This window comes from Variovorax durovernensis, assembly GCF_977011995.1.
This window is the reverse complement of the sequence record NZ_CDRNCW010000001.1, coordinates 4,005,874-4,020,365: the sequence shown is the minus strand read 5'-3', so window position 1 is coordinate 4,020,365 and position 14,492 is coordinate 4,005,874. Positions and strand designations below refer to the sequence as shown.

Annotated in this window: 11 protein-coding genes; 3 read left to right on the top strand and 8 right to left on the bottom strand. The window is 68.1% G+C overall.

Translation table 11 applies throughout. From position 1 onward, the window contains the following. Positions 1-8: 8 nt before the first annotated feature. Positions 9-2,780: a LuxR C-terminal-related transcriptional regulator gene (locus ACWV14_RS19105; protein ID WP_454903076.1), complete on the bottom strand. Its 2,772-nt coding sequence runs from the start codon at positions 2,778-2,780 to the stop codon at positions 9-11. 141 nt (positions 2,781-2,921) lie between these two features. Between ACWV14_RS19105 and ACWV14_RS19100 the strand changes: the two genes are divergently transcribed. Beyond that, positions 2,922-4,484: a methyl-accepting chemotaxis protein gene (locus ACWV14_RS19100; protein ID WP_454903075.1), complete on the top strand. Its 1,563-nt coding sequence runs from the start codon at positions 2,922-2,924 to the stop codon at positions 4,482-4,484. A gap of 33 nt (positions 4,485-4,517) precedes the next feature. On the opposite strand, the gene ACWV14_RS19095 is transcribed toward ACWV14_RS19100, so the two are convergent. Both ACWV14_RS19095 and nth read right to left on the bottom strand, forming a co-directional pair. After that, complete coding sequence (locus ACWV14_RS19095; RefSeq protein WP_454903074.1) at positions 4,518-5,345, bottom strand: Ivy family c-type lysozyme inhibitor; 828 nt, start codon at positions 5,343-5,345, stop codon at positions 4,518-4,520. A 65-nt stretch (positions 5,346-5,410) separates the two neighbouring features. After that, the gene (gene nth / locus ACWV14_RS19090) at positions 5,411-6,058 is read right to left on the bottom strand and encodes an endonuclease III (RefSeq protein WP_454903072.1); all 648 of its coding nucleotides are present in this window, start codon (positions 6,056-6,058) and stop codon (positions 5,411-5,413) included. 109 nt (positions 6,059-6,167) lie between these two features. Between nth and ACWV14_RS19085 the strand changes: the two genes are divergently transcribed. Next, complete coding sequence (locus ACWV14_RS19085; protein ID WP_454903071.1) at positions 6,168-7,355, top strand: aminotransferase-like domain-containing protein; 1,188 nt, start codon at positions 6,168-6,170, stop codon at positions 7,353-7,355. Position 7,356: 1 nt separating this feature from the next. Here ACWV14_RS19085 and ACWV14_RS19080 read toward each other — a convergent pair whose 3' ends face one another. Then, positions 7,357-7,584, bottom strand: coding sequence for a hypothetical protein (locus ACWV14_RS19080; protein ID WP_081267286.1), 228 nt, complete (start codon positions 7,582-7,584; stop codon positions 7,357-7,359). A 66-nt stretch (positions 7,585-7,650) separates the two neighbouring features. Then, positions 7,651-8,673: a histone deacetylase family protein gene (locus tag ACWV14_RS19075; protein ID WP_454903070.1), complete on the bottom strand. Its 1,023-nt coding sequence runs from the start codon at positions 8,671-8,673 to the stop codon at positions 7,651-7,653. A 126-nt stretch (positions 8,674-8,799) separates the two neighbouring features. Between ACWV14_RS19075 and ACWV14_RS19070 the strand changes: the two genes are divergently transcribed. After that, on the top strand, positions 8,800-9,129 hold the full coding sequence (locus ACWV14_RS19070) for a DUF6172 family protein (protein WP_422086985.1): 330 nt from the start codon (positions 8,800-8,802) through the stop codon (positions 9,127-9,129). A 13-nt stretch (positions 9,130-9,142) separates the two neighbouring features. Here the strand turns inward: ACWV14_RS19070 and ACWV14_RS19065 are convergent, their stop codons facing one another. The 3 genes from ACWV14_RS19065 to mfd all read right to left on the bottom strand — a co-directional run bounded on the left by ACWV14_RS19065 (position 9,143) and on the right by mfd (position 14,478). After that, a complete protein-coding gene (locus ACWV14_RS19065; RefSeq protein WP_454903068.1) occupies positions 9,143-10,207 on the bottom strand; it encodes an Ldh family oxidoreductase in 1,065 nt (354 codons plus the stop codon). A 78-nt stretch (positions 10,208-10,285) separates the two neighbouring features. Next, positions 10,286-10,999 carry a phosphoserine phosphatase SerB gene (serB, locus tag ACWV14_RS19060; RefSeq protein ID WP_454903066.1) on the bottom strand — a complete coding sequence of 238 codons (714 nt, stop codon included), beginning with the start codon at positions 10,997-10,999 and terminating at the stop codon, positions 10,286-10,288. Further along, the gene (gene mfd, locus ACWV14_RS19055; RefSeq protein ID WP_454903065.1) at positions 10,996-14,478 is read right to left on the bottom strand and encodes a transcription-repair coupling factor; all 3,483 of its coding nucleotides are present in this window, start codon (positions 14,476-14,478) and stop codon (positions 10,996-10,998) included. Before mfd ends, serB begins: the two co-directional genes overlap by 4 nt. Positions 14,479-14,492 lie beyond the last annotated feature (14 nt).

Here is a 14,492-nt window from a genome sequence, read left to right as displayed (position 1 = left end):
GATGGCGGCTACCTCCTGCCGTCGTCGCGTTCCAGCTCCTGCCGCATGCGCTGCGCGACGGCGCTGCGCCCGTGGGCGTCGAGCTTCATGTAGATGTTCTTCAGGTGCCACTTGACCGTGTCCAGCGACAGGCCGAGCGTGAGCGCGATCTTCTTGTTCGGCAGCGACTGCAACAGCAGCTCGGCGATCTCGGCTTCACGCAGCGTGAGCTGGCTGCTCGCGCGGCGGTCGTCCCGCAAGCGCGGCACCGGCACAGGCTCGGCGCGTGCGTCGCGCTGCGATTGCGCCAGCGCCTCGATGCGCTCGATGAAGAACGACAGCACCGGATCGAGGTTGGGAATCGTGGCCGCCGTGCGGATCAGCTCCAGGGCGTTGTCGTGCGCGCCGAGCAGGGTGGCCAGCAGCCCCAGCCGGTGGCCCAGGCGCAGGGCCGCGCACACGCGCGCCCTCGACGCCTCGGCGCGCCCGAGCCTGCGCTCGACCTCGGCCGCCTGGAGCTGGAGGGCGGCCACGAAGCCGACCTGCCCGCGTTGCCCGTAGCGGTGCGAGAGGGTTTCGATCTTCGCCAGCGTGGGCAGCAGTTCGCCGTCGTGCATCGCCAGCCAGATGCGCGCCTGCTCCACGATGTCGGCGATGCGCCGGAGGGTGCCGGGCTCGACGCCCGGGTGCCGGCTCTGCAGCACTTCCAGTTCCTGCAACGACGTGCGTGCCGCTTCGGCATGGTTGTTCGCCAGCTGGACCCTGAGCTGCTCCAGCAGCACGCAGGCCAGCGCGCGGTCCATGCCGAAGCGCCCCAGGAAGCTTGCAGCCTGCGCCAGATGCTCCAGCGCCTCGCGCCACCTACCCGCGGCCTGCTGCGCGCGGTTCGACACGAGGATCATGCGCAACGCGGTGTCGGGAATCAGGCCGTCGTGCGTGCCGAGCTGTTCCTGGATGAAGCGCGCGGCCACCAGCGGACCGTGCTGCTCGTAGAGCACCTCGACCAGCAACTGGGCGGTCAGCCGCTCGGCCTCGGCGCAGCGCGCGCCGCGCTCCTGTGCTTCGCTCAGCACCTGGCGGTAGATGCGCTCCGCGCGGTGCATCTGGCCCTCGACGGCATACGACAGGCCGACGAGGCAGCGCCCCACCAGTGAACCGAACAGGGTGCCGACCATCGGTTCGCCGTCGACCCGCGGCGTCGGCTCATCGCGCTGGATGCGCCGTGCCTGCTCGAACTCGCCGCGGTGCAGGTAGAGCCAGGTCAGCACGTTGCGCCGGCCGGCCAGCGCGAAGTCGTCGGCTCCCGGCGGCGGGGCCAGCAGTTCGGGCAGCAGCCGCGAGAGCGCGTCGTTGTCGTCGTTGCGGATGGCGAGCAGGCAGTTCAGCAGCGCCAGCCGGTAGCGCATGGCCGGCGCGACGGCGCCGGCCTTCCCGCGCAGCCGCTCGATGCTGAGGGCGCAGTCGTCGAGGCGGTAGTCGGCCAGTTCGACCCAGGCCATCCAGAGAGCGAGATTGGTGTTGTCTCCGACGGTCTGGGCGTCGAGCTGGCGCACCAGCGCTATCACCTCGTTCATCCGGCCCTGGGTGAACAGTGCGGCCGCGCCGCGCTCGGCCAGCCGGGCGGCCGTCTCATGCTGGCCGGCGGCCAGCGCATGCCGCACGGCCTGATGGTGCATGCCGCGCACCGCGAACACCTGGCAGGCCGCGGCATGCACCCGCAGGCGCTCGGCTTCGGGCCAGGCCGCGAAGCGCGTCAGCAGCACGCTGCGCAGCAGCGGGTGCATGTGCCACCAGCGTTCGCGCGGCGGTGCGGCGTCTTCCACCGGTTCGGGCGTTCCCGGTGCCGCGGAGAGCAGGCCTTCGCGCGCCAGCGGTTCCAGCAGTTCCGAGCACAGGGCGGGGGGGTAGCCGGTGCCCGCCAGGTCGGCGCACAGCGACGCATTGAAGCGGGTGGCGGCGGCGCAGCAGGTGAGCAGGCGCAGTTGCGTCGCCGAAAGGCGGGAGAAGACGTGCGCGTGAAAGTACGCGGCAAAGGGTTCGGGGTCGGGCACGCCGTGAACCAGGGGTGACGACTGCACGCCGCGCCGCCGGCGCACGTCGGCGCTGGCCAGCCGCACCAGGGCCGGCCAACCCTCGGTAAGCCGGTGGATCGCCGCGGCGGCGCGCTCGTCCAGGTCGGGCAGGCGCATGCCGAGGTAATCGATCGACTCCGGCAGGCTGAAGCGCAGGTCGTCGTTGCGCAGCTCTAGCACCGTCTTGGAGGCCGGGGCGTGCGCCAGCGTCATCGGCAGGTCGTCCTGGCTCGCGAATACGCACATCAGGTTGGGCGGTGCGTATTCGACGAGCAGTTGCAGCGCGTGCAGCACGTTCTCGCTTTGCGCGCAGTGCACGTCGTCCACGATCAGCACCACCTTGCGGCCATGCGCGGCGATGCCCCGCACCAGCGCGATGACCAGCCGCTCGATGGCATAGGCATCGGGGCGTGCGTGCGCCACCGCCTGCCTGGTGATGGCGGCATCGATGGCACCCAGAGCCGCCATCAGGGCGGTCATGAAATGCAGGTCGCCCTCTGGAACGTCGGCGAGCCTGACCCAGGCGATGTCGGTTTCCGCCGAGACCAGCTCGCGCTGCCATGTGAGCAGCAGCGAACTCTTGCCGAAGCCGGCGGGCGCCCGAAGCACGACACAGCGGCGCGTGCCCGGCCCGGCGAGCCGGTCGAGCAGGCTCTGGCGGACCAGCAGCCGGCGGCTGCGGCTGCGGGCGCGCAGTGCTGTCGCGCCGGGGGAGAGTTCGGATTGCATCCTTGTGAATTTTCATTCATCCGGCGCCCGCTGAAACACATGTATCCGGGTTTGCCCATCCCACCCTTCAGGGGTGGGGTGGCGCATGCCAGGGCCGCCGATGACGAAAGGGAGACCACGCAACTTTTTGAAGGAAGCTACATGCTCGATCTTTCGAATCTCAGGATTGGAGCCCGTCTCGGGCTGGGCTTTGCGCTGTTGCTGCTGCTCCAGCTGGTCATCACGGGCATCGGCCTGCACCAGATGGCCAATCTTTCGGAGCGCATCGCCTTCGCTACCGAGGTCGGCCAGCGCAAGCTCGACGAACTCAACAACGCGCAATCCGCCATCGGCAAGCGTGCCATCGCGGCGCGCAACCTGGCGCTGGTGAATGACTCGTCAGGGCAGAAAGGCGACATCGAGCTCGTCGGCAGCTCCCAGCGCGAGATCGACGCCGGCCTGCAGAGGCTGGCCACGGTGATGGCCGACCCGGCCGCCTCGACCCCCGAAGAGCGCAAGATGCTCGAGAAGCTGCGCGCGCTCGAGGCGCAGTACCTGCCCATTGCCAGGAATGTGGTCGCGCTCGCCACCTCGCACCAGACCGAAGCTGCAGTCAGGGTGCTGACCCAGGAGTGCATGCCGCTGCTCAACCAGGTGCTGGCGCATGTCGCGGCCTTCCAGGCGCAGCTGAAGAAGAGCGCCGACGAAAGCACCGCGTCGACCCAGGCCGCGTACCAGCGCGCCAAGTGGCTGATCGTGTGGATCAGCTGCGCCTCATTGGTCGGCGGGTTGCTGCTGGCCTTTCGCATGACGCGCTCGATCACGCGGCCTCTCGTGCAGGCGGTGACGGTGGCGCAGCAGGTGGCTTCGGGCGACCTGACGGCGCGCATCGAGGTGGCCGATTCCTCGGAGTCGGGCATGCTGATGCGTGCCCTGCGCTCCATGAACGACGAGCTGGCCAAGGTGGTGGGGCAGGTGCGCGACGGCACCGATTCCATCGCCACGGCGTCGAGCCAGATCGCCTCGGGCAACCGCGACCTGTCTTCGCGCACCGAGGCGCAGGCCAGTTCGCTGGAGCAGACGGCGGCCTCGATGCAGGAGCTGACCTCCACCGTCAAGCAGAACGCCGACAACGCACGGCTGGCCAACCAGCTGGCCGACTCGGCCTCGCAGGTGGCTTCGCGCGGCGGCGCAGTGGTGGATCAGGTGGTGGAGAAGATGGCGTCCATCAACGCCTCGTCGCGCAAGGTGGTGGAAATCATCGGCGTGATCGACGGCATCTCGTTCCAGACCAACATCCTCGCGCTGAACGCGGCGGTGGAGGCGGCGCGTGCCGGCGAGCAGGGGCGCGGCTTTGCGGTGGTGGCGTCGGAGGTGCGCAGCCTGGCGCAGCGCTCGGCCGCGGCCGCGAAGGAAATCAAGACGCTGATCGGAGATTCGGTGGAAGAGGTCGACGCGGGCAGCACGCTGGTCAACGAAGCCGGCAAGACCATGGAAGAGATCATGGGCAGCGTGCGGCGGGTGACGGACATCATGGCGGAGATCACCGCGGCCAGCCAGGAGCAGTCGGCCGGCATCGAGCAGGTGAACGACGCCATCAAGCAGATGGACCGCACCACGCAGCAGAACGCGGCGCTGGTCGAGCAGGCGTCAGCCGCCGCGCAGTCGATGAACGATCAGGCCGCGGGCCTGGTGCATGCGGTGCGCATGTTCAAGCTGGCCTGAGTGCCGCCGAGAGCGGCCCGGGGCGGGCGCCGCTCAACTCTTCTTGCGCCACTGCTCGCGCCAGAGCTTGTCGAGCTGGGGTGCGAGCGCGGCGGGCGGCGTGCCCACCAGCCGGTTCTTGCCGTCGCGCTGCACCAGGCCGTAGATGCGGCCCGAGCTCTGGTCGTACAGGGCGATGGCGTTGTTGTCGTAGCAGTCGTGCGGCTTGCAGAAGGCATGCAGCAGGTAGCGCGTGCCGTCGACCGTCACCCATTGGGGCTCGGGCGCCGGGCCTTCGCGGCGCACCAGCCAGCGGTCGGTTTCTCGCGTGCCGAGTGCGGCGCGCCAGGCCTTCTGCATGGCCGGTCCCTGCGCCAGCGCGGCGGGGCTGCCGGTGGGCGGTGCCGGCTGCTTCGCTGGCGCCGCGGCCTCGGCCGGCGGCGGCACGGCGCGCGCGGCACCGTCGCAGCGCCAGTAGCGCAGCTTCATCATGTCGGGGCCGAGCTGGCCGGCGACGGGCTTCTCGGCGTCCAGCGTGATCGACTGGCCCCGAGCCTCGCGGTAGACCAGGAATGTCATGGCGCCGGCCTTGGCCACGTTGCTCATCAGCGCCACGTCGAAGTTGGGCGGCGGCGGGCTGTTGCCGAAGAAGCTGTGGGCCGTTTGCGGTGCGGTGCCGACAACGCGGCGCTTGCCGCTTTCGGCGATCAGCATGTCGGCATGCACCTGCACGGTGGGCGCGGCGGCGTTGGCGCAGTCGGTCGACCAGCGTCCGCCGTACTGCGCCATCGCATCGGCGGGCAGGCCCGACGAAGCGGCCTGCGACCACGACACGGCCGGCATGCAGGCCGCCATGCCGAGCAGGGCGGTGGCTACGAGCATTCGGGACGGGGTCTTCTTCATTGTCATTCGATGTGTTTGCCGGATGTGCTTGCAGTGTGTGCTTCTCATGCCGTCTTCGGCGCGGGTGTCTTGGGCTTGTAGTCGCAGAGGGTGGCGACCGCGCATTCCCAGCAACGCGGCTTGCGCGCCACGCAGACGTAGCGTCCGTGAAGGATGAGCCAGTGGTGCGCGTGCAGCCGGTACTGCAGTGGGACGCGCTTCTCCAGCTTGAGTTCCACCTCCAGCGGCGTCTTGCCCGGCGCGAGCCCGGTGCGGTTGCCCATGCGGAAGATGTGCGTGTCGACCGCGATGGTGGCCTCGCCGAAGGCCACGTTCAGCACCACGTTGGCGGTCTTGCGGCCCACGCCGGGCAGCGCCTCCAGCTCGGCGCGGGTGCGCGGCACTTCGCCGCCATGCTGCTCCACCAGCATGCGGCAGGTCTCGATCAGGTGCTTGGCCTTGCTGCGGTACAGGCCGATGGTCTTGATGTATTCCTCCAGACCCTCCACGCCGAGGCCGAGGATGGCCTGCGGCGTGTTCGCCACCGGGAACAGCTTGCGCGTGGCCTTGTTCACGCCCACGTCGGTGGCCTGCGCGGACAGCAGCACGGCTGCCAGCAGCTCGAAGGGCGTGGTGTATTCGAGTTCGGTCCTGGGTTCGGGGTTGGCCGCCTGCAATGTGGCGAAGAAGAGGGGGATGTTTTCTTTTTTCATGGGGCGGGGGTCGGCGTTAGCGCAATATATCGTTGAAAGGCCAAAGCCTTACGCAGCTTTATTGCCCGCCGCTTTCGCGACAATGGCACCCCAGAAAGAGAGCCAAACCATGCAATTCGCCTCCCGACTCGACAACGTCGAGACCTCCGCCATCCGCGAACTCTTCAAGCTGCTGGGCAAGCCCGGCATCATCAGTTTCGCGGGCGGCTTCCCTGACAGCGCCATGTTCGACGTCGAGGGCCTCAAGGAGGCGAGCAACAAGGCACTCACCGAAGAACCCGGCGGCGCGCTGCAATACGGCGCCACCGAAGGCTACGAGCCACTGCGCACGCAGCTGAGCGCCTTCATGAAGACCAAGGGCGTCGACGTCGAGCCCGGCGGCCTGATCGTCACCACCGGCAGCCAGCAGGCGCTCGACCTGCTGGGCAAGACCATGATCTCGCCCGGCGACAAGGTGATCGTCGAGGGCCCGACCTTCCTGGCCACCATCCAGTGCTTCCGCCTGTACGGCGCGCAGCTCATCAGCGCGCCCATCGACGCCAACGGCGTGAAGACCGACGAGCTCGAAAAGCTCATCGCCGAGCACAAGCCCAAGTTCGTCTACCTGATTCCCACCTTCGGCAACCCCAGCGGCGCCATGCTGAGCCTGGAGCGCCGCAAGAAGGTGCTCGAACTGGCCGTGAAGTACCAGACGCTGATCGTCGAGGACGACCCCTACGGTGACCTGTACTTCGGCGAAGCCCCGCCGCCGTCGATCATGGCCCTGAGCAAGGACGTGCCCGGCAGCCGCGAGCTGCTGGCCCACTGCGGCAGCCTGAGCAAGGTGCTGAGCCCCGGCCTGCGCATCGGCTGGATGATCGCCCCGCCCGAGCTGCTGGCCAAGGCCACCATGTGCAAGCAGTTCAGCGACGCGCACACCAGCACCTTCTCGCAGGCCACCGCGGCCCAGTACCTCAAGAGCGGCCGCATGCCGGCCACGCTGGCGCATGTGCGCGAGGTATACGGCCAGCGTGCGCAGGCCATGGGCAATGCGCTCAAGCGCGAACTGGGCGATGCGGTGAGCTTCACCCAACCCAACGGCGGCCTGTTCTTCTGGGCCCGCCTCACGGGTGCCAACGGCAAGCTGGCCGATGCGAACGAACTGGCCAAGCGCGCCATCGAGAAGCTGGTTGCCTTCGTGCCCGGCGCGCCGTTCTTCGCCGAGAAGCCCGACGTGGCCACTCTGCGTTTGAGCTTCGCGACGGCCGACGTGGCGAAGATCGAAGAGGGCGTCAAGCGCCTGGGTCAGGCGCTGTAAATCACGGGGAGCGGTGCAGCCGGGGCGCTGCAAGCAGCTCCAGGTTGTCCGCAATGGCCGCATCCACGTTCGGATAGCGGCCTTTCATTTTCGAGAGCGTCATGATGGTCTGGAGCGCCTTCAGGTCCTTGACCGAGGGCGCGACCTTGATCTGCGCGATGGCGGCTGTGGGATTGCCACCGTTGATCAATGCCATCACCTTGCTTGCCCAGTCGTTTGCGCGCGCCATGTCTTTACCTGCTTCCATTCGAAGCGCCGACTGTACACAGAGCAGCGGCTGTCGCCGCCAAGACCATCACGCGATATCCGCGAATCCCCCGAAGAAGGCGCTTGCGTTGGCTTCCAGGCTCTCGAGGTGATAGCCGCCTTCCTGGACGATCAATGTCGGCAGGCCCAGCGCGCCAACAGCCTTGCCCAGGCGCCCGAAGCCCTCGGTCGTCACCGCGACCTGCGACTGCGGATCGTCCTTGTAGATGTCGAAGCCGAGCGCCAGGACCAGCGCATCCGGCTCGAAGCCTTGCAGCGCCCGCACAGCATCGTCGAGCCGCTCGAAGAAGACTGCCTCCGGTGCGCCGTGCGGCATCGGGAAGTTGATGTTGAAGCCCTCGCCCTCGCCGGCCCCGCGCTCGTCCTCGTAGCCGGCCACGGCCGGGTAGAAGTTGGTCGGGTCGCCGTGGATCGAGACGTACATCACGTCGCTGCGGCCGTAGAAGATTTCCTGCACGCCCTGGCCGTGGTGCATGTCGGTGTCGAGCACCGCCACGCGAGCGAAGCGCCCGCGCAATGCCTGGGCGGCGATGGCGGCGTTGTTGAGGTAGCAGAAGCCGCCGGCGGCATCGACGCGCGCATGGTGGCCGGGAGGGCGGCACAGCGCATAGGCCGCGCGCGCACCATCCGTGATGGCCGCCGCGCCGGCCACCGCGCTCTGGGCCGACCAGTACGCCGAACGCCAGGTCTCGGCCCCGACCGGGCAACTGCCGTCGGCCAGGTAGCGCGCTGCCTTGGCTAGGATGCCGCGCAGGCGGTTGGGCTCGCGCACATAGACGTTCGACATGACCTCGTCGCCCCAGTCGGGCGGCATCTGCTTCCACTCACCGTGGGCTTCTTCGAGAAAGCGCAGGTAATCGCCGCTGTGCACGGCGGCCAGCGGCGCCATGCCGGCATCGGCCGGTGTCCGGAGGTCGAAGCCGAGCGACTGCACGGCGGCGACGAGCCGGAGCGCGCGCTCGGGAATTTCCTGCGGGGTGCGCATCTGTCCGCGCGACAGGTAGCTGCGCGGGTGATGCAGCAGTTGCTCCGGATGAAAGAAGGTCAGCATGGGTGATTCGGCATGGCCGCCGCGGGATCTGTTGCCTGGCAGCCATGGTAGCGAGCAAGATCGGTGCCCATACAGGGCATCGGGCGGTGCCGGATTCGGCGGCTTTCACATTGGTTACGATCACCCATGAGAAAAACCTTTCAGCTTCAGGTCGAGGGCAAGCACCCCGACCGTCTCCTCGAAGCCATCAAGCACGAGATCCGCAAGTACATCAAGCGCGAGCGGCGGCGCGAATTGCCCGAAGGCGCGGACTTCTGGGACTTCGACTGCAAGTTCGGCGCGGCCGAGGAATCGGCCGAAGTCGTCCACCTCTCGGCCATCACCGGCCTGATCGACGGCGTGGTCAAGGACGGCGGCAAGCAGTTCTATGTCGAGGTCGTGGCCAAGCCCGGCAAGCGCAAGCCGCGGCCCGAGGGTGAGGCCGCTCCTGGTTCTTCCGAAACGGAAGAAGACTGAGCCTGCCTTTGGTCTAGATCAGCGCCTGCGCGAGCCGCAGGCCGTAGTGCTGCTCAGCATCGTGCAGCGCACGCGCGATCGACGGGTGCAGCCGCACCCCGTTCTTCGATTGCGCTTCCCTACGCTTCAACCCGCCTTCGCCCGGCAGCCGCACAGGCTTGGCCGGGTCGATGGGCGTGTTGGCGCGGCATTGCGCGGCCACGTGGTCCATCTGGCGCAGGAAGGCGTCCTTGCCGCCGAAGGCGTTGAGGTCGTGCAGCGTGATGTGCACCGTGGCGCCCCAGCCTTCGGGCGGGTCGGCCCGGCCGTGGCCCGCGAGGCCGGCGGTGAGCGTCTCGACCAGCAGCGCCATGCCGTAGCCCTTGTGGCCGTGGCTCAGGCCGCCCACCGGCAGCAGCGTGCCGGGCGGCTGGTCGAACAGCACCTGCGGGTCGTTCGACGGTTTGCCGGCGGCGTCGATCAGCCATTCCTCGGCGAAGGTTTCACCGGCCGCACGCTTGCGGTTGCTCATGCCGTTGGTGGTGATGGAAGCCGAGATGTCGACCATCACGCCGCCTTGCGACAGTGGAAAGCCCATGGCCAGCGGGTTCGGCGTGAACACGGCCTGCGTGCCGCCGAAGGGCGCGACACTGGCGGCATTGGGGTCGGAGCAGGCCAGCAGCATCAGCATGTCGTCCTGCAGCGCGCGCAGCATGTAGACGGCGAGGCAGGCGATGTGGTGGCTGCGGCGGATGACGAGCGAGGCGGTGCCGAGTTCGCGCGCACGCGGCACGAGCAGATCCATGCCCTGGTCCATGAGCCACGGGCCGGGCAGGCGCTTGCCGTCCCACAGTACGGCGGCGGGGCGGTCGGACAGCACTTCGGGGGAGCCGTCGCGGGTCATGCCGCCCGATTCCAGTTCTTTCACGTAGCCGGCCAGCAGTGCGAGGCCGTGGGTGTCGTGGCCCAGCAGGTCGCCTTCCACCAAGGTGCGGGCGACGCTGTCGGACTTGGATGCTTCGAGCCCGGCTTTTTGGAGGAGGGCGCTGGCGTAGTCCTTGAGGGCGTCGGCGCGGTAGAGCGGGGCGGTGTCGGTCATGTCAGTGCTCCGTTGTCTCGTTGTGTTGTTTGCTGTCCGTTCAGGGCGTGATCGCCCCAGGAACCACGCCCCAACCAGTCATCGCAGTATTTCGAGAACGCGGTCCAGGCCGCCTTCATTGATCGCGACCATGGCCTGCTCGCGCACCTTCGGCTTGGCGTGGTAGGCCACCGAGAGACCGGCTTCGCCCATCATCGGCAGGTCGTTGGCACCGTCTCCGACGGCGATGGTTTCCTGCGGCGAGATGCCCATGAGTGAAGCCACCTCGAGCAGCGTGCGGCGTTTTTCGGCGCCGTCGCAGATGTCGCCCCAGCTTTGCGTGACGACCTCGCCGGTGAGCTTGCCGTCGGCTTCGTCGAGCAGATTGGAGCGCGCGAAGTCGATGCCCAGGCGCTCCTTCACGCGGTTCGCGAAGAAGGTGAAGCCGCCCGACACCAGCAGCACCTTGAGGCCGGCCTTCTTGCAGGCCGCGACCAGCTCGCTCGCGCCCGGGTTGAGCTTCAGCCGCTCGTCGTACACCTGCTGCAGCGCTTCGACCGGCACGCCCTCGAGCAGCGCCACGCGGCGGCGCAGGCTCTCCTTGAAGTCCTTGATCTCACCGCGCATCGTGGCTTCGGTGATGGCGGCCACCTCGGCCTTCTTGCCGACCGCATCGGCGATCTCGTCGATGCACTCGATGTTGATCAGCGTCGAGTCCATGTCGAAAGCGATCAGCTTGAAGTCGGCCAGCTTCAGCGGCGGCTTCACGCGCTGGATGACCAGGCCGGGGGAGATTTCTTGAATGGCGCTCATGCGGTGGCGGTTTCCTTGACGATGGGTTGGCCCAGGCTGCGCAGCACGTCGCGCACCAGCTGGGCCCGGTCTTTCGGCTCTTTCAGTTCGCGCTCGATGCGCAGCTTCTCGTTGCCGGCCAGCTTGATGTGCTTGTTCTTCTGGATCAGCTGGATGATGGCCATGCCGTCGACCGGCGCGTCTTTCCTGAAGGTGATGTTGATGATGCCCGGCGCGGCATCGACCTTCACCACGCCGTACGGCCGCGCCAGCACGCGCAGGCGGTGCGTGTCTATCAGCGTCTGCGCCTGCGGCGGCAGCTTGCCGAAGCGGTCGACGATTTCTTCGAGCAGCGTGTCGATCTGGTCGGGCGTCTTCGCGGTGGCCAGCTTCTTGTAGAACGACAGCCGCAGGTGCACGTCGCCGCAGTAGTCGTCTGGCAGCAGGGCGGGGGCGTGCAGGTTGATCTCGGTGGTGACCGACAGCGGCGACAGCAAGTCGGGCTCCTGGCCGGCCTTGAGCGCGCGCACGGCCTCGCTGAGCATCTCGTTGTAGAGCTGGAAGCCGATTTCCATCATGTTGCCGCTCTGGCTTTCGCCCAGCACCTCGCCGGTGCCGCGAATTTCCAGGTCGTGCATGGCCAGGTAGAAGCCGGAACCCAGTTCTTCCATCTGCTGGATGGCGTCGAGCCGCTGGGCCGCCTGCTTGGTCAGGCCCTCGGTGTCGGGCACCATGAGGTAGGCATACGCCTGGTGGTGCGAACGGCCGACGCGGCCGCGCAGCTGGTGCAGCTGCGCCAGGCCGAACTTGTCGGCGCGGCTCATCACGATGGTGTTGGCGGTCGGCACGTCGATGCCGGTCTCGATGATGGTCGAGCACAGCAGCAGGTTGTAGCGCTGCGCCACGAAGTCGCGCATCACGCGCTCCAGCTCGCGCTCTGGCATCTGGCCGTGGGCCACGGCGATGCGGGCCTCGGGCAATATCTCTTCCAGCTTCTGGCGGCGGTTCTCGATGGTCTCGACTTCGTTGTGCAGGAAGTAGACCTGCCCGCCGCGCTTGAGCTCGCGCAGCACGGCCTCGCGGATCACGCCCGTGCCTTCGTTGCGCACGAAGGTCTTGATGGCAAGGCGCCGCTGCGGCGCGGTGGCGATCACGCTCAGGTCGCGCAGGCCTTCCAGCGCCATGCCCAGCGTGCGCGGAATCGGCGTGGCGGTGAGCGTGAGCACGTCGACCTCGGCGCGCATGGCCTTCATCGCCTCCTTGTGGCGCACGCCGAAGCGGTGTTCCTCGTCGATGATGAGCAGGCCCAGGTTCTTGAACTTGACCGACTGCGAGAGCAGCTTGTGCGTGCCGACCACGATGTCGACCTGGCCCTCGGCCAGCCCCTTGGCGGCGGTGGTGATTTCCTTGGCGGAGCGGAAGCGGCTCATCTCGGCCACCTTCACCGGCCACTTGGCGAAGCGGTCGACCAGCGTCTGGTAGTGCTGCTCTGCCAGCAGCGTGGTTGGCGCCAGGAAGGCCACCTGCTTGCCGCCGGTGACGGCGATGAAGGCGGCGCGCAGCGCCACTTCGGTCTTGCCGAAGCCCACGTCGCCGCACACCAGGCGGTCCATGGGCTGGGGCGAGATCATGTCCTGCACCACCGCATGGATCGCGGCCTTCTGGTCGGCGGTTTCCTGGAAGCCGAAGTCGTTGGCGAACACCTCGTAGTCGGCCGGCGAATAGCGGAAGGCATGGCCTTCGCGCGCGGCGCGTCGGGCGTAGATGTTGAGCAGTTCTGCCGCCGAGTCGCGCACCTGCTCGGCTGCCTTGCGCTTGGCTTTTTCCCACTGGCCGGAGCCCAGCTTGTGCAACGGGGCCTCGTCGGCGCTGACGCCGGTGTAGCGGCTGATCTGGTGCAGCTGCGACACCGGCACGTAGAGCGTGGCCTTGTCGGCGTACTCCAGGTGCAGCATTTCCTGCAGCAGGGGCTTGCCGTCGGGGCCGTTGCCCTGGCCCAGGTCCATGTGGATCAGGCCGCGGTAGCGGCCGATGCCGTGCGCGGTGTGGACCACCGGGTCGCCGACGTTCAGCTCCGACAGGTCCTTGATGAGCGCTTCGACGTCGCTGACCTGTTCCTGCTTCTTGTTGCGCCGGCGCGTGGTGGGCGCTGTGGCGAACAGCTCGGTCTCGGTGACGAGGTCGATGCCCTGCTCGCGCCAGGCAAAGCCCGAAGCCAGCGCGGCGGTGGCGATGCCGACCTTCTCGTCGGTCGAGGCTTCGAACTCGGCCAGCGAGTCGAAGGCCGGCGGGTTCACGCCGCTGGCGCGCAGGAAGTCGAGCAGGCTCTCGCGGCGGCCGTCGCTCTCGGCGATCAGCAGCACGCGGTGCGGCGTCTTCGCGATGTGCGCCTTGAGGCCGACGAGCGGGTCTTCGGCGCCGCGCACCACGGCGAAAGGCGGGAGCTTGTCGAACTCGGCGTAGGGCGCCTCGGTGGGCACGTCGCCGCGGATGGCGAGCTGCGCATGGGGCTTGGCGCGCTGATAGAACTGCTCGGCGTTCAGGAACAGCGCTTCGGGCGGCAGCGCCGGGCGCTCGGGGTCGCCCTGCACCAGCCGGTAGCGCTCGTTGGTGTCCTGCCAGAAGTGCTGGAACGCGGGCTCCAGGTCGCCGTGCAGCACCACGGTGGCGTCGGGGCCGAGGTAGTCGAACACCGTGGCCGTCTCGTCGAAGAACAGCGGCAGGTAGTACTCGATGCCGGCGGTGGCCACGCCGTTGCCCATGTCCTTGTAGATGCGGCTTTTGGTCGGGTCGCCCTCTAGCAGCTCGCGCCAGCGGCCCCGGAAGCGCCCGCGAGCGTCTTCGTCCATCGGGAACTCGCGGCCGGGCAGCAGGCGTACCTCGGGCACGGGGTAGAGGCTGCGCTGGGTGTCGGGGTCGAAGGTGCGGATGGAGTCGATCTCGTCGTCGAACAGGTCGACGCGGAACGGCACCGGCGAACCCATGGGGAACAGGTCGATCAGCCCGCCGCGCACTGCGTATTCGCCAGGGCTCACCACCTGCGTCACATGGCTGTAGCCGGCCAGCGTGAGCTGGGCCTTGAGCTTCGATTCCTCGAGCTTCTGCTTGGCCTTGAAGTGGAAGGTGTAGCCGGCCAGGAAGGACGGCGGCGCCAGGCGGTAGAGCGCGGTGGTGGCAGGCACCAGCACCACGTCGGCCTCTTTCTGGCTGATGCGCCAGAGGGTGGCCAGGCGCTCGCTGATCAGGTCCTGGTGGGGCGAGAAGCTGTCGTAGGGCAGCGTCTCCCAGTCGGGGAACAGGGCGCAGCGCAGGTCGGGAGCGAAGAAGGCGATTTCGTCGATCAGGCGCTGGGCGTCGTTGGCATCGGCGGTGAACATCGCCGTGGCGCGCCCGGCGGCTTTCTCGCGCATGGCCAGCTGCGCCAGCAGCAGTGCATCGGCCGACAACGGGGGACGCGGCAGCGTGAAACGCTTGCCCGCCGTGAGGTGGGGGAGGTCCATGGAACGCTTAGGAA